The 19196-nt window shown below is 68.0% G+C and carries 22 protein-coding genes; 11 read left to right on the top strand and 11 right to left on the bottom strand.

Annotated elements, in window-relative coordinates:
- Window positions 1–789, bottom strand: coding sequence for an SDR family NAD(P)-dependent oxidoreductase (locus H162_RS0119410; protein WP_020655157.1), 789 nt, complete (start codon window positions 787–789; stop codon window positions 1–3).
- Between the two features lie 98 nt (window positions 790–887).
- Window positions 888–1505 (bottom strand): cysteine hydrolase family protein, encoded by a 618-nt coding sequence (locus H162_RS0119415; protein WP_020655158.1) that lies wholly within the window; start codon window positions 1503–1505, stop codon window positions 888–890.
- A 132-nt stretch (window positions 1506–1637) separates the two neighbouring features.
- Here H162_RS0119415 and H162_RS0119420 point away from each other — a divergent pair, with 132 nt between their 5' ends.
- The 5 genes from H162_RS0119420 (at window position 1638) to H162_RS0119440 (ending at window position 6972) form a co-directional block, all read left to right on the top strand.
- Window positions 1638–2603 carry a GlxA family transcriptional regulator gene (locus H162_RS0119420; RefSeq protein WP_026354850.1) on the top strand — a complete coding sequence of 322 codons (966 nt, stop codon included), beginning with the start codon at window positions 1638–1640 and terminating at the stop codon, window positions 2601–2603.
- 212 nt (window positions 2604–2815) lie between these two features.
- Window positions 2816–4411: a methyl-accepting chemotaxis protein gene (locus H162_RS0119425; protein WP_020655160.1), complete on the top strand. Its 1596-nt coding sequence runs from the start codon at window positions 2816–2818 to the stop codon at window positions 4409–4411.
- A gap of 139 nt (window positions 4412–4550) precedes the next feature.
- On the top strand, window positions 4551–5111 hold the full coding sequence (locus H162_RS0119430) for a sigma-70 family RNA polymerase sigma factor (RefSeq protein WP_020655161.1): 561 nt from the start codon (window positions 4551–4553) through the stop codon (window positions 5109–5111).
- Entirely contained in the window at window positions 5108–5815 is a 708-nt protein-coding gene (locus H162_RS0119435; protein ID WP_020655162.1) for an anti-sigma factor, read from the top strand. The genes H162_RS0119430 and H162_RS0119435 overlap by 4 nt, the downstream gene beginning before the upstream one ends.
- Window positions 5816–6072: 257 nt before the next feature.
- The gene (locus tag H162_RS0119440) at window positions 6073–6972 is read left to right on the top strand and encodes a DUF4394 domain-containing protein (RefSeq protein ID WP_211223726.1); all 900 of its coding nucleotides are present in this window, start codon (window positions 6073–6075) and stop codon (window positions 6970–6972) included.
- A gap of 45 nt (window positions 6973–7017) precedes the next feature.
- Here H162_RS0119440 and H162_RS0119445 read toward each other — a convergent pair whose 3' ends face one another.
- Window positions 7018–7911, bottom strand: a complete 894-nt coding sequence (locus H162_RS0119445) for a tryptophan 2,3-dioxygenase (RefSeq protein ID WP_020655164.1) — start codon at window positions 7909–7911, stop codon at window positions 7018–7020.
- Window positions 7912–8188: 277 nt separating this feature from the next.
- On the opposite strand from H162_RS0119445, the gene H162_RS0119450 reads away from it, so the two are divergent.
- From H162_RS0119450 to wrbA, 3 genes are all read left to right on the top strand, one after another.
- Window positions 8189–8872, top strand: coding sequence for a nitroreductase (locus H162_RS0119450; RefSeq protein ID WP_020655165.1), 684 nt, complete (start codon window positions 8189–8191; stop codon window positions 8870–8872).
- A gap of 41 nt (window positions 8873–8913) precedes the next feature.
- Window positions 8914–9861 carry a ring-cleaving dioxygenase gene (locus H162_RS0119455; protein WP_020655166.1) on the top strand — a complete coding sequence of 316 codons (948 nt, stop codon included), beginning with the start codon at window positions 8914–8916 and terminating at the stop codon, window positions 9859–9861.
- A gap of 75 nt (window positions 9862–9936) precedes the next feature.
- Window positions 9937–10554: an NAD(P)H:quinone oxidoreductase gene (gene wrbA / locus H162_RS0119460; RefSeq protein WP_020655167.1), complete on the top strand. Its 618-nt coding sequence runs from the start codon at window positions 9937–9939 to the stop codon at window positions 10552–10554.
- Between the two features lie 36 nt (window positions 10555–10590).
- Here wrbA and H162_RS0119465 read toward each other — a convergent pair whose 3' ends face one another.
- Window positions 10591–11196 (bottom strand): glutathione S-transferase family protein, encoded by a 606-nt coding sequence (locus tag H162_RS0119465; RefSeq protein ID WP_020655168.1) that lies wholly within the window; start codon window positions 11194–11196, stop codon window positions 10591–10593.
- A 223-nt stretch (window positions 11197–11419) separates the two neighbouring features.
- Between H162_RS0119465 and H162_RS0119470 the strand changes: the two genes are divergently transcribed.
- Window positions 11420–12328: a LysR substrate-binding domain-containing protein gene (locus H162_RS0119470; protein WP_020655169.1), complete on the top strand. Its 909-nt coding sequence runs from the start codon at window positions 11420–11422 to the stop codon at window positions 12326–12328.
- Here H162_RS0119470 and H162_RS0119475 read toward each other — a convergent pair.
- Entirely contained in the window at window positions 12325–13665 is a 1341-nt protein-coding gene (locus tag H162_RS0119475; RefSeq protein ID WP_020655170.1) for an amidase, read from the bottom strand. The genes H162_RS0119470 and H162_RS0119475 overlap by 4 nt on opposite strands.
- Complete coding sequence (locus H162_RS0119480) at window positions 13659–14777, bottom strand: iron-containing alcohol dehydrogenase (RefSeq protein ID WP_026354852.1); 1119 nt, start codon at window positions 14775–14777, stop codon at window positions 13659–13661. Before H162_RS0119480 ends, H162_RS0119475 begins: the two co-directional genes overlap by 7 nt.
- 175 nt (window positions 14778–14952) lie before the next feature.
- Here H162_RS0119480 and H162_RS0119485 point away from each other — a divergent pair, with 175 nt between their 5' ends.
- Window positions 14953–15156: a hypothetical protein gene (locus H162_RS0119485; protein WP_020655172.1), complete on the top strand. Its 204-nt coding sequence runs from the start codon at window positions 14953–14955 to the stop codon at window positions 15154–15156.
- 136 nt (window positions 15157–15292) lie between these two features.
- Window positions 15293–15616, top strand: a complete 324-nt coding sequence (locus H162_RS0119490; protein WP_020655173.1) for a hypothetical protein — start codon at window positions 15293–15295, stop codon at window positions 15614–15616.
- Window positions 15617–15724: 108 nt separating this feature from the next.
- On the opposite strand, the gene speD is transcribed toward H162_RS0119490, so the two are convergent.
- Genes speD through H162_RS0119515 form a run of 5 tightly spaced genes read right to left on the bottom strand, consistent with a single transcriptional unit; the run spans window position 15725 to window position 19149 of the window.
- The gene (speD, locus tag H162_RS0119495) at window positions 15725–16084 is read right to left on the bottom strand and encodes an adenosylmethionine decarboxylase (RefSeq protein ID WP_020655174.1); all 360 of its coding nucleotides are present in this window, start codon (window positions 16082–16084) and stop codon (window positions 15725–15727) included.
- On the bottom strand, window positions 16081–16236 hold the full coding sequence (locus H162_RS34175; RefSeq protein WP_020655175.1) for a hypothetical protein: 156 nt from the start codon (window positions 16234–16236) through the stop codon (window positions 16081–16083). Before H162_RS34175 ends, speD begins: the two co-directional genes overlap by 4 nt.
- Entirely contained in the window at window positions 16229–17677 is a 1449-nt protein-coding gene (locus H162_RS0119505) for a DUF4178 domain-containing protein (RefSeq protein ID WP_040787712.1), read from the bottom strand. The genes H162_RS34175 and H162_RS0119505 overlap by 8 nt, the downstream gene beginning before the upstream one ends.
- Window positions 17678–17697: 20 nt before the next feature.
- On the bottom strand, window positions 17698–18723 hold the full coding sequence (locus H162_RS0119510; protein WP_020655177.1) for an SPFH domain-containing protein: 1026 nt from the start codon (window positions 18721–18723) through the stop codon (window positions 17698–17700).
- A 39-nt stretch (window positions 18724–18762) separates the two neighbouring features.
- Window positions 18763–19149: a DUF350 domain-containing protein gene (locus H162_RS0119515; RefSeq protein WP_040787725.1), complete on the bottom strand. Its 387-nt coding sequence runs from the start codon at window positions 19147–19149 to the stop codon at window positions 18763–18765.
- Between the last annotated feature and the right edge of the window lie 47 nt (window positions 19150–19196).

Consider the following 19196-nt stretch of genomic DNA (forward strand, 5'->3'; position numbering starts at 1 on the left):
TCAGGCGATGCTTTCGACGATGCCGCCGTCGACGCGCAGCGCCGCGCCGGTGGTGGCGGAGGCCTGCATCGAGCAGGCATACACCACCATGTTGGCGACTTCCTCCGTGGTCGCGACGCGCTGCAGGATCGAGGAGCTGCGGTGCTCGCGGACGAATTCGTTGGCCAGCTTTTCCGCGGCGGCGCGGTCGCCGCCCGAGCCCAGCATGTCCTGCACGCCTTCGGACAGGGTCGGCCCCGGCAGGACCGCATTGACGGTGATGCCGGTGCCCGCCAGGCTCTTGGCCAGCCCGCGCGAGATGGCCAGGTTGCCGGTCTTGGTGAAGCCGTAGTGGATCATGTCGGCGGGAATGTTCAAGCCCGACTCGGAAGAAATGAAGACGATGCGGCCCCAGTTCTTGCGCTGCATGCCCGGGAGATAGGCGCGGCTGGCGCGCACCCCGGACATCACGTTGACCTCGAAGAAGCGGGTCCATTCCTCGTCCGGGATCTCCGCGAAGGGCTGGACGGCGAAGATGCCGACGTTGTTGACCAGGATGTCCGCCTGCGGCTCGGCCGCCGTCAGCACCCTGAAACCTTCCGCGCTGCCCAGGTCGGCCGCCACGCCGCGCACCCGCGCGCCCGGCGCCGCGCTGCGCAGGGAGGCGAGGGCGCGGTCGACGTCGTCCTGCTTGCGGCCGGTGATCACGACGTCGGCGCCGGTGCGCGCCAGCCCCGCCGCGATGGCATGGCCGATGCCCCGCGTCGAGCCGGTCACGATGGCGGTCTTGCCCGTCAAGTCGATGTGCATGATGAGTCCTTTCCGAGTTGGTCCGCCGGGCAGGCACCATGCCTGCATGGCGATGGAAGCATGGTAATGCTCCCGGCGGATCGACGTGCGGCATGCATTCAGGTCCGGGCGCGCAGGTTCGACTGGTAGATGTTGTCGGTCTCGAGGGACTTGCCTTCCTGCACGGCCGCGATCCATCCGGCCGTGCCGGTCACCGCCGCGAAGTTCGAGTGGAACACGGTGCTGAACACGCGGTGGATCTCTTCGGCGCTGGCGCTGCCGGCGGCATTCCGGTACGGCAGCGAGCCGCTGGCGTCGGCCAGGAACTCGACCTTGAAGCCATCGTGCGAGGCCTGGTAGATCGTCGACGCGTCGCAGTTGTGGGTCATGTAGCCGACGATGGCCAGGGTGTCGATCGCATGGCTTGCGAGCCAGTCGCGCAAGTCCGTGCCGGCGAAGACGCTGGCCATGGTCTTGTTGACGTGATGGTCGTACGGCTGCCCGGCGACCTGCGGATGCAGCTGCCAGCCGTGCGATCCCCTGGCGAACACGGGCGACCCCTCCGGCGTATCGTGCTGGACCATCACGACCGGGACCCCGTGCGTGCGCGCGGCCTCGATGGCGCGTACGATGTTGGGCAGCGATTCGGCGACGGGCGGGTATTCGATGGGCATGTTGCCGTCGAAGTATTCGTTCTGCACATCGATGACGAGCAGGGCGCGGCGGGGTGTGGACATGGCGAAACTCCTGTGGTGGCGGGTGGCATGGAGTCGACATGATCGGCTGCCGGCGCGTTCCGGAACAGCGGCCCGAAGGTCTATATTCGATATAATCGGGCCATGGCTCCCACCCCCACCTCCAGTGCTGCGCTGCGAATTGCCGTGATCGCATTCGACGGCATGACGCCGTTTCACCTGTCCGTGCCTTGCCTCGTGTTCGGCAGCAGCCCGGGCGAGCCCGCTGCCGCCTTCGAGGTGCTGGTCTGCGCCGCCGAGCGGGCGCCGCTGCGGACCTCGGCCGGCTTCGGGCTGGCGGTGGAGCGCGATCTCTCGGCGATCGACGAGGCCGACATCGTCATCATGCCCACCTGGCATGAGGATTGCCGTCCGGCGCCGCCCGGCTTGCTGGACGCCCTGCGCCGGGCGCACGGGCGCGGCGCGCGCGTGGTGGGCTTGTGCCTGGGCGCCTTCCCGCTGGCCGAGGCCGGATTGCTGGACGGCAGGAAGGCGACGACGCATTGGGAACAGGCCGCTGCGCTGGGCGGGATGTACCCGAAGGTCGAGGTCGACCGGGACGTGCTGTATGTGGACGAGGGCCAGGTCCTGACCTCCGGCGGCGTGGCCGCGGGCCTGGACTGCTGCCTGTACCTGTTGCGCGAACTGCGCGGCGCCGAGGCGGCCAACCGGGTGGCGCGGCGCCTGCTGGTCGCGCCGCACCGGCAGGGCGGCCAGGCGCAGTTCATCGAGCATCCGCTGCCGTCGAGCCAGAGCGAAGGGCGCTTTGCCGAGGTGCTCGACTGGGTGCTGCGTCACCTGGCCCAGCCCCACGGCATCGATGCGCTGGCGCAGCGCGCGGCCATGAGCCGGCGCCACTTCACCCGGCATTTCCGGCAGGCGACGGGCACCTCGTTCAAGCAATGGCTGTTGAGCCAGCGGCTGGCGCAGGCGCGGCGGATGCTGGAATCCACGGATGCGTCGATCGAGGTGGTCGCGGAAGAGGCGGGATTCGGCAGCGCGCTGTCGCTGCGCCAGCATTTCCGGGCCAGCCTGCATACCTCGCCGTCCGATTACCGCAGGCAGTTTCGTGCCGCACGGGACGACGCCGGCGCTGCCTGACCGGTGCGCCGTACCTCGGCGCGTTGGGGCGGAAATGTTAAATCGCCATGCCTCCTGATGTCTTTACGTGTTGCATTATTGCCGCACGGCATCGAAAAATCCATTCCCAGCGGTTATACTGTCCGTGCGATTCATTCGCCCTCTTTATCAAGCTCACGCCATCACGCTCACGCATGGCCGTGAGATCAAGTCTCGACAGAAGGATTCCCTCCGTGAAGAATTTGAAGATCGGTGCCCGGCTCGGCATCGGATTTGCCATTGTCCTGGCCCTGCTGGCCGCCGTCACCGTCACCGCGCTGACCCGCATGCAGTTCGCCGGCGACCTGACCCACCGCCTGGTCTACACCAGCATCAAGAACCAGCGCACCCTGGCGGACTGGCGCAAGCTGATCGAACTCAACAGCGCGAGGATGGAAACGGTCGCCGTCGCCACCGACCTGGCGATGGTGGGCGAGATCCAGCAGCGCATGAAGGCGTCCTCCGTCCATTCCAGCAGCTACCAGGAAGAGCTGGAGAAATCCCTGCGCAACGAGGGCGTGAAGCTCCAGTTCCAGCTCGTGAAGCAGTCGCGGCAGGGGTATGTCGCCGCGCGCGACGCCGTGTTCAAGGCCAAGCTGGAAGGGAACAACGAGCTGGCGGCGAGCCTCTATCGCGAACAGCTGGTGCCGGCCAGCGGGGCCTATCTCGGCTCGATGGAAAAGCTGGCGACGATGCAGGTGACGGCCTCGGACGTCGTCGCCTCGACGATCCTGGACTCCTATGCGAGCACCCGCATCATCGTGATCGTCCTGGGCATCGCGGCCCTGGTGCTGGGCGCCGCCTGCGCCTGGTGGATCACCCGTTCGATCACCGCGCCGATCCATGAAGCGGTCAAGGTGGCCGAGATGGTGGCCTCGGGCGACCTGACCAGCCGCATCGTGGTGCGCAGCAGGGACGAAACCGGCCAGCTGATGCAGGCCCTGCGCAGCATGAACGACAGCCTCGCCGACATCGTGGGCCGCACCCGCGCCGGCACCGGCGCCATCGCTCTGGCCTCGAGCGAGATCGCGTCCGGCAACCAGGACCTGTCCGCCCGCACCGAGCAGCAGGCCGGCTCGCTCGAAGAGACCGCATCGTCGATGGAAGAACTGACTTCCACCGTCAGGCAGAATGCCGACAACGCCCGCCAGGCCAACCGGCTGGCCAGCGACGCGGCCGCGATCGCCGCCGACGGCGGCCGCGCGGTGGCCGAGGTCGTGGCGACCATGGGCTCGATCAACGCCTCGTCGCACAAGATCGTGGACATCATCGGCGTGATCGACAGCATCGCCTTCCAGACCAACATCCTGGCGCTGAACGCGGCCGTCGAAGCCGCCCGGGCGGGCGACCAGGGCCGCGGCTTCGCGGTGGTCGCGACCGAGGTGCGCAACCTGGCGCAGCGCTCGGCGACGGCCGCCAAGGAGATCAAGGCGCTGATCGACGACTCGGTCGGCAAGGTCGGGGCGGGCACGCAGCAGGTCGACCAGGCCGGGGCCACGATGAACCGGATCGTGAAGAGCATCGCCGACGTCACCGCCATCATGAGCGAGATCGCCCATGCCAGCGAAGAGCAGAGCGCCGGCATCGAACAGGTGAACCGCGCGATCGCCGAGATGGACCGGGTCACGCAGCAGAACGCGGCCCTGGTCGAGGAGGCCGCCGCGGCGGCCGAATCGATGCAGGAGCAATCCGGCGACCTGGCGCGCGTGGTCAGCACCTTCAAGCTGGCGTCGACGCATGCCGCGCCGGCCGTCCCGGCGCCGCAGCCGCGGGTGGCCATCGCGGCCTGAAGATCCTCGCCCGGCCGGCCTTGCGCTGACGGGGCGTGCGCCGCGGCGCACGGTGCGCCCATCCGTGGCGGACCCGATTCGCTATAATGCATCGACACCGGGGCCCTCCGCCCCGGCCCACCCCTGCGGACCAGCTGCCGTGACCAGCGCCCCCGACGAGTTCGACTATGACGCCGCCCTGAGCGCCTGTGCCCGTGGGGACCGGCAGGCCTTGCGCCGCCTCTACGACCAGGAAGGCGCGCGCCTGCTGGGCGTGGCGCTGCGCATCGTGCGCGAACGGCAGGCGGCCGAAGACGTGCTGCACGACGCCTTCGTCAGCATCTGGACCCGGGCCGGCAGCTTCGACCCCAGGCGCGGCGCCGGCCGCGGCTGGATGTATGCCGTGGTGCGGCACCAGGCGCTGGACGCGGTCCGGCGCAAGGCGCACGAAGTCCTGGTCGACGAGGAGGCCATGGAAGCCATCGGCAACGATGCCGCGGCCGACGCCCGCCATGCCGATCCGTTCGAACTGCGCGCCGACCTCGGGCGGCTCCACGATTGCCTGAAGCAGCTCGAGACCGGAAAACGCAACAGCATCCTGTTCGCCTACGTGGACGGCTGCACGCACAGCGAAATCGCCGAGCGCCTGGCGTCGCCGCTGGGGACGGTCAAGGCATGGATCAGGCGCGGCCTGGACGCGCTGCGGGAGTGCATGCAATGAGCCCGGTACGCGACCCCCATGAACTGGCCGGGGAATACGTCCTCGGCACCCTGTCGGCCGAGCGCCGCCGGGAAGTGGAGCAGGCGCTGCGCGACGATGCCGCGCTGCGCGCCGCCGTCCAATACTGGGAAGAACGCCTGCTGCCCCTGACCAGCCTGGCGGAACCGGTCGCGCCTTCCGCCGGACTGTGGGCGCGCATCGAGCACAGCCTGGCGCCGCCCGCGCCGCTGGGCGAGGCGGGGCAGGCGGCGCAGGCGGCGGGCTGGTGGAACCGGCTGAACCTCTGGCGCGGCCTGGCCGCGGGCGGCTTCGCGGCCGCCGCGATCATGGCGGCGGTGCTCGGGGTGCGCATGCAGGCCGTCGAGCAGCCGCGCTACATGGTCGTGCTGGCCGCGCCGCAGGACATGGCGCCCGGCTGGGTGATCAGGATGACCGGCGCCGGCACCCTGCGCCTGGAGCCGCTGGCCAGGACGGCCTTGCCGGACCAGCGCGCGCTGCAGCTGTGGACCAAGGCCGACGACTGGAAAGGGCCGGTGTCGCTGGGCCTGGTCACGCCGGGCCAGGCGGTCGACGTGCGCCTCGACAAGCTGCCGCCGGTGCAGCCGAACCAGCTGTTCGAGATCACGCTGGAACCGGCCAGCGGCTCGCCGATCGGCCGGCCCACCGGGCCGATCCTGTACATCGGCCGCGCGGTCAGGATGTAGGCGCGCGCGGCTGTTCGCGTGCTTCCGGCATTCCTCGGCCTTGCCAACTTCCTTCCTCCCGGAAACGCCTTCCGATTTATTTTGATCCGGCTGCATCCAGCGGCCGCCGTCCCGCGTAGTCAGGGTATCGGATCCATCGCGCTCCGGTCATCGTGTTGCGCCGCCGGCTCGTCCATCACGCCGCGACACCTTCCTCGTCCCACGGCGCAGCACGAGCGCTTCGGCGTGGGCAGACAGCATTTTCTGGGAGAAGCATTGTGAAGAAGATAGCCAAGATAGCAGTTGCCGCGGCCTGTGCCGCCCTGTCCCTGCCGGCCATGGCCGACGACGATTCGAAGGACCGCTGGCGCCCGGGTTGCGACACCGACGACAAGCGCTGGCAGTCGGGTGCCTTGCGGGTCATCGGCCTGACCGACGACATGCGGCTCGTGTGCTTCAGCGAACATCGCCCCGGCAACGCGCGCAGCATCGGCGCCATCAGTGGCCTGATGCGGGGCGATGAGCTGGTGGGGATCGATTTCCGGGTACAGGACAACAGGCTGTACGGCGTCAGCAGGACCGGCGGCGTGTACGTGATCAACCTGCGCAACGCGGTGGCCACCAAGGTGAACAACCTGTCGGTGCCGCTGCAGGGCAGCGCGTTCGGCGTGGATTTCAATCCCGCCGCGGACCGCCTGCGCATCGTCAGCGATACCGGCCAGAACCTGCGGCACAACGTCAACACGGGCGGCGTCACCGTGGTCGACGATCCCCTCGACTATCCGCCCGCCACCCCGGTGAACGCGGTCGGCCCGGCCGCGACCCAGGTCACCGGGTCGGCGTACACCAACAACGACCTGTCCCCGCTCACCGCCACGACCCTGTATGCGCTCGACACCCTGCTGGACCAGGTCGCGCTGCAATCGCCGCCGAACGACGGCACGCTGGCGGCCACCGGCAAGCTGGGAAGCGACGCCGCGCCGGCGGTCGGCTTCGATATCTACAGCACGGTACGCGCCGGCGTGACGGTCGACGTGCAGGCGCTGGCCTCGCTCTACTCGGAAGAGGGGAACAAGCTGTACAGCATCAAGCTGTCGACCGGCAAGGCCACCGTGCGCGGGGCCTTTCCGAAGCAGTACAAGGTGATCGGCATCGCCATTCCATTGAACCAGCTGTAAGGGCGGCTTCCCTGCGCCCGCCGGCGCAGGGAGGCGTCGCGCGCGTCAGCGCTCCCGGCTGGCCTGGTGCGGACAGGCCGCCTGCGGCGTGCCGATATGGGTGCGCGCCGACCACAGTTCCGGGAACGGAATCTCGTCCAGCGTCGGCGCCAGCCATGCGACGCCTTCGGTGCCGAAGTAGGCGGGCCGCGCACCGAAGGTGCGGCGGGTCGCCATCAGGTGGCGGTACTTCCACTGGCAGAATCCTTGCGCGATATCGGCCAGCGTTTCGCCGAGCTGCTGGAGTCCGGCATGCGCATTCGGCTCGGCATAAATGGCGCGCCATATCTGCTCGACCCGCCCGTCCGGGACATAGGGCGCGCGCAGGTCGCGCTCCAGCAAGGCCTTCGGCACCTCCATGCCGATGCGGCTGAAATAGGCCAGGACATCGTCATACAGGCTGGGTTCCGCCAGCGCCCGGTCCAGCTGTTCCCGGCGCCGGGGCTGCGGCGTGAAATGCTGCAGGTGTTCTTCCTGCTTGATCCCCAGCAGGTAGACCATCTGGCGATAGGTCCAGCCCTGCAGCGCCGTATCCTTGCCGTAGGTGGCGACGACGCGCGTCAGGATGGCGAACAGGTCGTTCGGCGTCATCCATTCGATCAGGCGCCAGTTGGCGTCGAGCGCCTCGTGATGCGCGACGATGCGGCGCAGGGTCCGGCAGGCCTGCGCCAGGTCGTCGGCGCGCAGGCAGCGTTGCGCGCTCTGGAGTTCCCTGATGATGAGCATCCAGTAGAGTTCGGTCACCTGCACATGCGTGTTCCAGGCGTGTTCGCCGGGATGATCGGTCAGGGTGCGCTGCAGGGAGTGGAGCAGGTCGGTCTGCAGCCACGCACTATAGGGTGTGTGCCCGTCGGGAGGGGTGGCCGCCTGGTGGCTGTCGAGGGTCGCGGTATCGCTCATGTCGTCTCCATGTTGTCGATGTCGGTCGGTGCGCTGTGCTGGCGCCTGATCGTGACGACAGCATAAGCACCGCTTTACACAGCCACAAGCCGGCGCTCCCGGACGCTGCGTCCAGGAACTGGAACGATTCGATGCGGTTTTCATCGTTCGCGAATCCGGAACCATGCGTACAAGCCCAGCGGCTTCCCGCTCCAAAAAAATCCTCCTAAGCTAGGTCCCGTCACAGACACCCAACAAACGGGGACGGCCTCACGCCACACCCCGGCAAGGAGACTATATGGAGACGAATCCGTTCATCGATGAGGTGATCCGCAAGCGCCGCTCCAAGCGCGGCTTCCTGGATCAAGCGGTCGACATGGCGATGGTGAAGGACATTCTCGCGGCGGCGGGCAGCGCGCCCAGTTCGAGCAACAGCCAGCCCTGGCGCTGCTATGTCATCACCGGCGCGGCGCGCGAACGCATCACCACGCTGGCCGTCGATGCCTACCGCGCCGCGCCCGACGGGCAGGCGCCGGAATATCCCTTCTTCCCCCAGCCGCTGCACGAGCCGTATGCGAGCCGCTTCAACGGCTTCCGCGGCCAGCTAGGCGATGCGCAGGGCTGCTGCAGGAGCGACAAGGTCAAGCGGCGGCGCGACGTCGAGCGCCAGTTCCGCTTCTTCGATGCGCCGGTGGGCATCATCTTCACGATGGACCGCCGGCTCGAATGGGCAAGCTTCCTGTGCTACGGCGGCTTCCTTCAAAACATCATGCTGGCGGCGCGGGGCAGGGGGCTCGATACCTGTCCCCAGCAGATCTGGTCGCTGCAGCACCCGCTGCTGCGCGCCGAACTCGGGCTCGCCGAGGAGCAGATGGTCGTGGCCGGCATGTCGCTCGGCTGGGCCGACGACAGCCTGCCGGAAAACCGGATGACGGTGCCCAGGCTGCCGCTCGACGAATTCGTGACTTTCGTCGCCGATTGAGGTTCCCCCCTTCCTTCAACAAACAGAAACAGGAGATACACATGTCATTAATCAAGGGTTTTCACCACCTGACCGCCGGCGTCAGCGGAGCGCAAGAAGATATCGACTTCTATGTGAAACTGCTGGGACAAAGCCTGGTCAAGAAGACGGTGCTGCTGGACGGCGACGAACCGATCTATCACCTCTACTACGGCAACGCCAATGGCGATGCCGGCACGCTCGTGACGTCCTTCCCGTTCCGCCAGCGGGGCGTCAAGGCGCGTCCGGGCTCGGGCCAGATCAGGGTCATCAATTATTCGGTGCCCAGGGATTCGCTGGATTTCTGGCAGGCCCGTTTCGCGGCCAGGAAGCTTCCATTCGAAACCGTGAGCACGCGCTTCGGCGAACAGCGCCTGCGCTTCCAGCATCCCTGCGGCATCGAGTTCGACCTGGTCGCGACCGAGCGCGACACCCGTCCCGCCTGCGTGGCCAGCGACATCCCCGAGCAGTTCGCGATTCGCGGCGTGCACAGCATCACGCTGTCGCTGCGCGAGGTCGCCGAGTCGATCATCTTCATGAAGGAGGCGCTCGACTTCCGCTACGTGGGAGAAGAGGGGCCCTACCACCGTTTCGAGATCGCCGGCGGCGGACCGGGAACCGTCGTCGAATTCCAGCATGAGCCGGATCGCCTGCAAGGTTCGTCGATCTATGGCGAAGGCACGATCCACCATGTCGCCTTCGCGGTCGATAACGTCGACCAGCAGATGGTCCTGAAGGACAGGCTGATGTCGATGGGCCATATCGATACCTCCGAATCGGTGCATCGCAACTACTTCCGCTCGATGTACTTCAAGATGCCGGGCGGCGTGATGTTCGAGGCGACCACCACCGACATCGGATTCCTGATCGACGAGCCGCGGGAAGCGCTCGGCGCCGAGTTCCAGTTGCCGCCCTGGCTGAAGGAGCGCAAGGACGAACTGCTCGGCCGGCTCGAACCGATTGCCGTCTAGGCCGGCCTGGCAGCCGGTTCATCCCACGGCCGCGCAGGCATGCGCAGCCCACGTTTTTCATCCACAGCCAACACCATGTCCAAACCAAGAATCCTGATCGTTTTTTATTCCCGCAACAGCTCGACCGAGATCCTCGCCAACGCGATCGCGCGAGGAGCAGCGGCGGAAGGCGCCGAAGTACGCCTGCGCCGGGCCCGCGAACTCGTCGGCCGCGACCTCATGCAGCAGGTGCCCGGCTGGGTCGACGCGGCGGACGCCATGAACGAACAATACCCGGCGCCGACCGAGGCCGACGCCGAGTGGGCCGACGCCATCGTCTTCGGCACGCCGACCCGCTTCGGCTCCGTCTCCTCCGAATTGAAGGCCTATATCGACAGCCTGGGCGGCCTGTGGTTCGCGGGCAAGCTGAATGGCAAGGCGGGTTCGGTGTTCGGCTCGACCTCGTCCAGGCACGGCGGCAACGAAGCGACCCTGCTGTCGCTCTACGGACCGATGGCCCACCTGGGCCTGATCATCGTGCCGCTCGGTTACGCCGACCCTGCGATGTTCAAGGCCGGCACCCCGTATGGCGCCACCCACGTGTCGAACCAGGATGCGCTGACGCCGGACGGGGACCACCTGGCGGTCGCGCAATACCAGGGCCGGCGCGTCACCTCGGTCGCCCGCGCCCTGCGTGATCCGCGGGCGGCGTGATGGAGGGCGGGGCGCGGCCGCGCGGCCGCGCGCCGTTCAGGCGGCATGCGACAGGTCGATCCAGCCGGGCTGCTGCCTGACCCGCGCCATCCACTGTCCGATGGCGGCGAACTTCCTCATCTCGAAGCCGCCTTGCGCGGCCAGTGCGACGTAGGCGAAGACGCCGAGATCGGCGACCGTGTAGCCGTCGCCGACCAGCCAGTGGCGCCCTTGCAGCCACTGGTCGAGTTTCTCGAGCCCGAGGTAGCCTTCCGTGTGCAGGCGCTCGATCTGCGGCGCCATCCGCTCGGCCAGGCCGCGCAGGTGGTAGACGCGGCACAGGCTGAGCGCCCTTTGCAGGTCGCCCTGCTCGAACAGCAGCCAGCTGGCGATGTCCGCACGCAGGTAGGGGTCGTCGGGCAGGTAGCGCGTGCCGTTCGCCAGGTAGAGCAGGATGGCGCCCGACTCGACGAGCGCGCGCCCGTCTTCGAGCTGGAGCACCGGGACGCGCGCAAACCGGCTGAGCTTGCGGAACTCGGGGGTGCCGGCCGCGCCTTCCTCGAGCTCCAGCGTGATCCGTTCGTACGGGAGCCCGAGCTGGTTCAGCAGGATCCGTACTTTCCACGAGTTTCCGGATAGCCGGCTATCAAACAGGCGCAACATGGTCTGGTTCCCTTCACGACGGTGTCGATCGCATCATGCGCCGATCGATCGGCCCGCACCACGATTTTAATGAGTCATCTCGCCCCGGCGACTGACAAGTTCCCGATAAAAACTGCCAAACAGCTGAACCGCCACTCAAGCGGGATGGGCGGCAAGCCGGCTGCTTGATATCATCGAACGGCCGCGCCAGGCATGCCGTCATCACTCCACACGCAAGGGCCAGATGTTAGATTTAAAAGACGTCTATTACTTCGTTCAGGTCATCGACCGCGGCGGTTTCACCGCTGCCGGATCGAGCCTGCGCCTGCCCAAGTCGACGCTCAGCCACCGGATCCAGGAACTGGAATCCTACCTCGGCGTGCGCCTGATTAACCGCACCTCGCGCCAGTTCGGCATGACGGACATCGGCAGCGAATTCTATCGATACGCCCTGGCGATGCTGAGCAGCTCGGAGATTGCGGAGGAGGCCGTGCGGCAAAGGCTGTTGGAACCGAGTGGCGTCATCCGCGTCACGACCCCCGCCGAACTCGCGCAATTCGCACTGCGCGACCTGCTGCCGGTGTTCCTGGACCGCCATCCCAAGGTGCAGATCGTGCAGATCTCGACCGACAGGCTGGTCGACATGATCGGCGAGGGATTCGACCTGGCGATCCGGGGGCATGTCGCGGACCTGCAGGATTCGACCCTGGTCCAGCGCGCCATTGCGCGCGTGCCCTGGTCCCTGTTCGCCGGCTCCGAATACCTGGCGAAGACGGGCATGCCGGCGCATGTCGACGACCTGGCCGGTCATGCGACCCTCTCGATCGTGCGCGACGGACCGCTGCAATGGCAGCTGCGCGGACCCGCCGGCGAGGAAGCGACGATCCCGATGGCGCCCCGCTTCCAGAGCAACGACATGATCGCGATCAAGGAGGCGGCCTGCGCCAACCTGGGGATCGCCGCCTTGCCCGCATATATCTGCAAGGCCGAGCTCAGGGCCGGTACGCTGCTGCCGGTCCTTCCCGGATGGGTGGCCGCGGACGCCCGCATCACGGCCCTGATGCCTTCCCGCACCGGCATGCTGCCGGCCGTGCGCGCCCTGGTCGACTTCCTCGCCGTCGAGATTCCCAAGGCGACGGCCTTCGACGGCTAGCCCGCGGCCAGCAGGGCTTCGACCCGCAGCGCCAGCCGCAGCAGGCCGCCGTCGTCCCCGGGCCGGCCGACCAGCTGCAGCCCTGTGGGCAGGCGGCCCGGACGTGCGGGCAGGGGAATCGAGATCGCCGGGAAGCCGGCCAGGTTGAACGGCGCGGTATAGGTCATCAGCGCCTCGCGCTCGGTGCCGGTCCAGGCGCCGATCGTCACGCTCGATTGTTCCACGCGCGGCGCCGCGCACGGGCAGGTCGGCAGGACCAGGTAGTCGACATCGCGCATGGCGCGCTCGAGCCGGGGCGCGAAGCGGCGCCGTTCCTGCTGCCAGTGCGCGTAGTCGCCCAGCGCCACGCCCCTGGCGCGCCGCAGGCGGTCGACCGTCTCGGCGCCGTAGCGCGCGGCGATGAAGTCCCAGTCGCTGCGTCCGAAGTGGACCATGCCGCCCTCGGCCAGGACGATCCCGGCGAAGGTCTGGAAGGCGCCGTCGAACAGGCCGGCGCTGTCGATCGCGCCGCAGGCATGGACCCGGCCCAGGAGCGCGAGCGCGTCCGCCATGTCCGCGGCCACGCCGTCCTCCAGCGGAACCGGCGCGATGGCGTCGATCACCCCCAGGCGCAGCGCGGCGGCGGCATGCTCGCCGAGCCCGATGCCGAGGGCGCCCGCCAGCAGCACGATGTCGGCCACGCCGGCGCCCAGCAGGCCCGGGTGGTCCAGGCTGGGCGCCAGCGGGAAGATGCCCTGGGTCGGGAGCACGCCGCGGGTCGGCTTGAATCCGGCCACGCCGCACAGGGCCGCCGGAATGCGGACCGAGCCGCCGGTATCGGTGCCCAGGCCGGCGGCGACCGCGCCGCAGGCGATCGCCGCCGCCGCGCCGCCGCTGGAGCCGCCCGGGATATGGCGCGGATCGTGCGGATTGAGCGTGCTGCCGAACGCGCTGCTGGCGGTCGTGACGCCCCAGGCGAATTCGTGGGTCGCGGTCTTGCCGATCACGATCGCACCCTGCTCGACCAGGGTGCGCACGATGGCGGCGTCTGCCCGGGGAACGTTGCCGACGTAGGCGGCCGAGCCGTAGCGCGTCTCGATGCCCCTGGTGTCGATCAGGTCCTTGACGCCGATCGGCAAGCCTTCGAGCGGCCGGGCGGTGCCGGTGGCGAGGCGGCGGTCGCTTTCGGCGGCGGCCGCCAGCGCCTCCTGGCGCGCAATCGCGGCGAACGCCCTGATCCTGTCCTGGCTGGCGTCGGCGGCGGCCAGTGCCTCCTGCACCAGGGCGGTGGCGCTCAGGCGTCCCTCGGCCAGCGCAGAACGGGCCTGCCCCAGCGCCAGCGGACGGCCGCTCACCACAGGCTCTCCAGCAGGGCCTCGAGCTTGGCGGAGGCGTCGCTGCCGAGGTCGGCCACCTCGTTCGCGTAGTTCAGCTTGAGCAGGGTGGCGACCGCGCCCAGTTGCGACTTGTCGATGTCGAAATGGCTGATCCGGTCGGGCAGGCCGAGCGAGTACACCAGGGCGGCGATGCGGTCGGCCAGCCGGTCGGCGGCGCTGTTCGTGCCGGCCGGCGGCGCCAGCGCATCGAGCTTCGGACCGTAGTAGCCGGCGCAGGCGCGGATCACCGGGGCCAGGGTGATGCACGAGGTGACGCTGTGCGGCAGGCCGAAGGTGCCGCCGAGGATATGGCCGATGCGGTGGCTGAGCCCATAGAGGACCGAGGCTGGCGAGAAATAGCATTGCCAGGCGGCGAGCTGGAGCTGCAGCAGGTCCTCGGCCGTCACCAGGCCGCTGTCGACGGCGCGGCGGGTCTCGAGCTCGCGCGGCCACTTCTCGAGGACGGTGAAGAAGCGTTCCAGTCCGCTGGCCGCCATGATCGCGTGCGGATGGTCCTCGCCCACCTTGCGCATGCCTTCCACCGCATGGTCCATGCCCTTGATGGCCGAGGACAGCAGCAGCGCGCGCGGGGTATCGAGGATGAGGGCGGGATCGATCGCCACCACGTTGGGGACGGTCTCGCGGATCGCGTAGCTGCGCTTGAACTTTTCCCTGCCGGTGGTCTCGGTGATGCCGAAGTAATGGGAAAACTCCGATCCGGACAGCGTGGTCGGCAGGGCCGCGATCGGCAGGAAGCGGCCGGTTCGCTGGTAGTGCAGGTGGGAGACGGCCTTGGCGGCGTCGAGCACCGAGCCTCCACCCAGGGCGATGATCGACCTGGCCCCGCGTTCGAGGCAGGCTTCGAGGCCTTTCCGGACGGCGACGTCGGGCACGTGCGGCGGCAGGTCGGCGAAGCTGCCGACACCGTCCCTGAGATTCGGCTGGACATGGATGCGGTTCAGCTGTTCCAGGGGCGCCACCGTGAAGGTGATCGGACGCTCGATCTCGTATTCGCCGAAGCGGGCGACGGTGGGAGCCAGGATGTCGGCGCCCCAGAATACCGCGCTTTGCGGCAGGCAATTCAATTGATTCATGTTGAAGGACTCGCAGGGAAGGATGCTCAAAAGCATATGGGCTGGCTACACCCCTCACAAGCCGGTGAATCGGGAACGGTGCGTCCGAAAATCTGGACGATGGTCACCGGGACGCCATCCGGGACGCGTCTGTGTCAGACTGCTCGATGTCGAGGATCGCAGGAAGGAGGACGGTATGGCCAATGATCAGCAAGCGCAGGATCCGGCAACGGCCGCGCCGGCGCAGGCCCCGGAACCGCAGCAGAAACAGGACGTACAGCCACATGTGCAGTCCGCCGATAACTTCGACGGACTGGAAGGCAAGAAACCGGAAGAATTGACGCCGGAAGAGCTACGCTTGATGGCGGACACGATGCCGGGCGAGGGCCCCGGGGACTGACCGGGGAATGTCAACAGGGAAGGTCATGCCCCGTCTTTGTCCCGCCACCGATGCGGTGGCGAGCTTGATAAGCACCGGATGGGGTACCAGCTTGTAAGCTCCAGCGGAAATCCGCACAACTTTCAGGAGGTCAATCATGTTGCAACCTGCCGAAATCAAACAGCGCTTCAGCCAAGTCCAGCAAGTCGTGAACCAGGCCGAAAGCGTCTGCCAGAGCGACCAGAGCATCCCGAGCGAGATCCGGGACTGCATCCATAAACTGGCCGACGAAACCGGCCGCGCCCAGAGCGTCATGCAGTCGAACCAGGAGTCCGACATCATCGAGTGCATCGACAACCTGGAAGCGATCGGCGACGAGGCCAAGCGCGTCTGCCGTAGCGCCCAGCCGTCACCGCAGGTCGCATCGATGGTGATGCGCGTGCACGACGAACTGTCCGACTTCAAGCACAAACTGCACTAAAGAACCATCCCGGCCCCTCCTCGGTGTGCTGCCCGAGCAGGGGCGGCGGCGCGGAGGGAGCGGTCCCGGATTGCGTCATGCGGCCGATCGATGCTTGATGCAGACCGATCATGGCTGGCCGCGTTCGACGGTCCGGACGGTCCGCGTGGCCGGGCGCAGGGCCTCCTCGATGAGCTCGAGCGCGCGCTGCGGCCGGGCCTCGCCGCACATGAAGATGTCGGCCGCCGCGAAGCCGTGTTCCGGCCAGGTATGGATCGAGATGTGCGATTCGGCCAGCAGCAGCACCCCGGTCACGCCCATGCCGGGACCGAAGGCGTGGAAGTGGCTGTGCAGGATGCGGGCGCCGGCGGCCAGCGCCGCCTCGCGCAGCAGCGCATCGATCCGGCTCGGTTCGCTGAGCAGGGCGGCGTCGACGCCGCCCAGGTCGGCCAGCAGGTGGATGCCGGCGGGGCGATGCGGGGTCGTCACTTGTGGCCGCCGCCCGAATAGGTCGAGCCGCCCGAGCCGTAGCCGCTCCGGAAGCCGCCGCTGTTGCGCGCGGAATCGAACATGTTGACCCAGCAGAGGATGGTGGTGATCACGGTCACCGCCAGCGCGTAGGCGAAGAAGCGCTTATTCATGTTCGCCTTTCTTGACGATGCCGGGCGGGAGGAACAGCGCCGCCAGGGCCACGCACAGCCAGACCAGGGTCTCGCCGAAATTCAGGAGCAAAGGGATCAAGTTGAGCCCGACGATCCACAGCAGGAAGCGCCATTTCAGGTCGCCCTTGCCGAGCGCCTTCTTCACCGGCTTGGGCGGTGCGGGCAGCTTGAACCAGGCGCGCACCTGGTCGAAGGCCACCGGCGTCGAACGCGACCAGCCCAGTTCCTCCTCGTTCGATTCGGCGCTCAGGCTGGCCTGGCCGTGCTCGAATTCGCGCACCCGCATGCGGTCGCCGACCGCCACCCGCCAGTTGAAGGCGCCGGCGGCCCAGGTCACGCGCGCCGGATAGTCGAGCGTGCGCTCGTAGGACACGCGCTGCAGGGTGGCCGCGGGCACGGCCGGCGTGCCCGGCAGGGGCCACTCGTCCATCACGTCCGAGCGCCACCAGCCCTCGCCGGTTTCCACCAGCCAGAAGAACTGCGCCTTGGTGCTGTACAACAGGTACTCGGTCCATTCCTCGCCGTCGTCGTCCATGCGCTTCATGGCGCCGAGCACGCGGTAGTCGTTCGCGCCGATCTTCGCTTCCTGGCCCAGCGCCAGGGTCAGGGGCACCGCGGCGGCGCGCTCGCCGGTTTCCAGCACCACGGCCTCGGGCGCACTGGCGTCGATGCGGGTGGCGCAGGCCTGGCAGACCAGGTTGCCCGCCAGGCCGGGCAGGTAGGCGATGGCGGCGCCGCAGTTGGGGCAGGAGAGCGGGGCGACCCTGCCCCGGTAGCGGCCCGCGCTGGCCTTGATGGCTTCGTCGTCGCGCAGCAGCTGGCACTGCATGCTCTCCAGCGTGACGGCGACGCCGCCGTACAGCACCGGCGTGTCGCCGTCGGAGTAGTCGAGGGTGGCGAAGGAAGCGCCCAGGCGCAGGTCGGCCACGCGCGCCTGCCAGCCGTCGCCGACCCTGAACGGCAGCTCGCCCTGGCCGCCGGTGCACCGGGCCGTACGCTTGTCCGAGACCACGTACAGGCCGGCGCCCAGGTCGTGCTGTCCGCCGACCCGGATCGCATCGAACGCCGGCCACCCGGGCGGCAGCGGGCGTTCGCTGGTCACCATGTACTGCCCCGAGGCGTCGCCCAGCCAGCCGCTGGCGCCGTCGTCGTACATCAGGAACCACTCGTTCCACAGGCCCGCCGGATAGCGCAGCTGGATGCGGCCGATCACGGTGAAGCCGCGTCCTCCCACCTTGCCCGAGGTGCCGAGCTGGATCGGCGAATAGTCTTCCAGCACCTCGGACAGCTTGCCCAGGTCGCGCACCGCGCCGGCGTCCTTGTGCACGGTCGTGCGGCAGTACTCGCACACCGCCATGACGGAGGCGTGCGAGCGGAACTGGACGGGTGCGCCGCAGGAAGGGCAGGAAACTCGCAGCATGGAGTGTGTCGTTCGGCCGCTCAGCCGATCAGCTTCTTGAGCAGCTCGGCTTTCGTGCTGTCGTAGTCGGCCTGCGAGATCAGTCCCTTGTCGAGCAATCCCTTGAGCTTGGCGAGGCGGTCCTCGATCGATTCGCCGGATGCCGGAACGGCGGGCGGCTGGGGCGGGGCGAAGGCGCCGGTCATGCCCTGGGCCATGGCCTGGCCGATCGCGATGCCGGCGCCGGCGCCCGCGCCGATGCCGGCGATGCCGCCTTCGTTCCGGGCCGCCAGCGGAATGCTGCTGGCCACCTGGAACTGGGTGAAGCTGCCCATCTTGTCGGCGCCCAGGCTGGCCTTCATGCCGGCCGAGATGCGCTCGTCGAGGGCGCCCTGCAGTTCTTCCGGCAGGCTGACGCTGGCGACGTTGAATTCGTCCAGGCCCACGCCGTAGCGCGCGAAGGCGTCACCGAGATCGCCGCGGATCTGCTGCGCCATCAGGGTCTGGTTGGCGGCCATGTCGAGGAAGGCGATCTTCGAGGCGCCCAGCGAGTTGGCCATGGTCGCCAGCATGATGCCGCGCAGCTGGTCCTCGACCTCGTCGCGGGTGTACTGGGCGCGGGTGCCGCTGATCTCGGTGAAGAACTTGCGCGGGTCGGCGATACGGTAGGAATACATGCCGAAGGCGCGCACCCGGATCATGTCGAAATCCTTGTCGCGGATCGTCACCGGCTGGGTGGTGCCCCAGCGGCGCCCGGTCTGCACCCGGGTGCTGAAGAAGTACACGTCCGACTTGAACGGGGAGGCGAACAGCTTGTCCCAGTTCTTCAGGTTGGTCAGCACCGGCAGGGTGCTGGTGGTCAGGCGGTGGGTGCCGGGGCCGAACACGTCGGCGATGCGGCCCTCGTCCACGAACACCGCGACCTGCGACTCGCGCACGTTCAGGATCGCGCCGTTCTGGATCTCGAAGTCCTCCATCGGGTGGCGCCAGGCGAGCACGCCCTCGCTCTCCTCGTTCCACTGCAGGACGTCGATAAACTGCTTCTTGATGAAAGAACCGAGAGACATGGACTCCTCCGTATGCGTGCGGGATGGGTGTTTCTTGTATCAGGAAATGCTGCCGGCGTTGACCAGGCCGATCGACAGCGAGATGGCGCCGAGCAGGCCGCCGAAGCCGGCGTTGTCGGCCTCGATCTGGTCCTTCGACATGCGCAGCATGCGCGTCGCGATCACGTACACCAGCACCTGGATCAGCATGCCGAGCGCGCCCCAGCCGAGGAACTCGTAGTAATCGCCGGTGTGCATCAGGGCCGAGGCGATCGTCAGCGAGAAGCCGAGCAGGGTGCCGCCCAGCGAGAGCGCCGCCGCGCGGTTGCCCTGGCGGATCAGGTTGACTTCATCATAGGGCGTGACCCGCGTGTACACCACAAAAAATCCCATCACCAATGCAACAGCCGTCGTCAGGTGCAGCAGATAGTTTAGGATGGCGGGCACGGCGTTCTCCATAGAAATTATAAAACTGTCAGCAGCGCGATCTTAGA

This window comes from Massilia niastensis DSM 21313, from assembly GCF_000382345.1.
Lineage (GTDB): Bacteria > Pseudomonadota > Gammaproteobacteria > Burkholderiales > Burkholderiaceae_D > Telluria > Telluria niastensis.

Excerpts from the sequence above, each read along its gene's own strand:
- H162_RS0119410 (WP_020655157.1), bottom strand. The coding sequence starts at position 789 with ATGCACATCGACTTGACGGGCAAGACCGCCATCGTGACCGGCTCGACG.
- H162_RS0119415 (WP_020655158.1), bottom strand. The coding sequence starts at position 1,505 with ATGTCCACACCCCGCCGCGCCCTGCTCGTCATCGATGTGCAGAACGAA.
- H162_RS0119435 (WP_020655162.1), top strand. The coding sequence starts at position 5,108 with ATGAGCCCGGTACGCGACCCCCATGAACTGGCCGGGGAATACGTCCTC.
- H162_RS0119445 (WP_020655164.1), bottom strand. The coding sequence starts at position 7,911 with ATGAGCGATACCGCGACCCTCGACAGCCACCAGGCGGCCACCCCTCCC.
- H162_RS0119450 (WP_020655165.1), top strand. The coding sequence starts at position 8,189 with ATGGAGACGAATCCGTTCATCGATGAGGTGATCCGCAAGCGCCGCTCC.
- H162_RS0119455 (WP_020655166.1), top strand. The coding sequence starts at position 8,914 with ATGTCATTAATCAAGGGTTTTCACCACCTGACCGCCGGCGTCAGCGGA.
- wrbA (WP_020655167.1), top strand. The coding sequence starts at position 9,937 with ATGTCCAAACCAAGAATCCTGATCGTTTTTTATTCCCGCAACAGCTCG.
- H162_RS0119465 (WP_020655168.1), bottom strand. The coding sequence starts at position 11,196 with ATGTTGCGCCTGTTTGATAGCCGGCTATCCGGAAACTCGTGGAAAGTA.
- H162_RS0119470 (WP_020655169.1), top strand. The coding sequence starts at position 11,420 with ATGTTAGATTTAAAAGACGTCTATTACTTCGTTCAGGTCATCGACCGC.
- H162_RS0119480 (WP_026354852.1), bottom strand. The coding sequence starts at position 14,777 with ATGAATCAATTGAATTGCCTGCCGCAAAGCGCGGTATTCTGGGGCGCC.
- H162_RS0119485 (WP_020655172.1), top strand. The coding sequence starts at position 14,953 with ATGGCCAATGATCAGCAAGCGCAGGATCCGGCAACGGCCGCGCCGGCG.
- H162_RS0119490 (WP_020655173.1), top strand. The coding sequence starts at position 15,293 with ATGTTGCAACCTGCCGAAATCAAACAGCGCTTCAGCCAAGTCCAGCAA.
- H162_RS34175 (WP_020655175.1), bottom strand. The coding sequence starts at position 16,236 with ATGAATAAGCGCTTCTTCGCCTACGCGCTGGCGGTGACCGTGATCACC.
- H162_RS0119505 (WP_040787712.1), bottom strand. The coding sequence starts at position 17,677 with ATGCTGCGAGTTTCCTGCCCTTCCTGCGGCGCACCCGTCCAGTTCCGC.
- H162_RS0119510 (WP_020655177.1), bottom strand. The coding sequence starts at position 18,723 with ATGTCTCTCGGTTCTTTCATCAAGAAGCAGTTTATCGACGTCCTGCAG.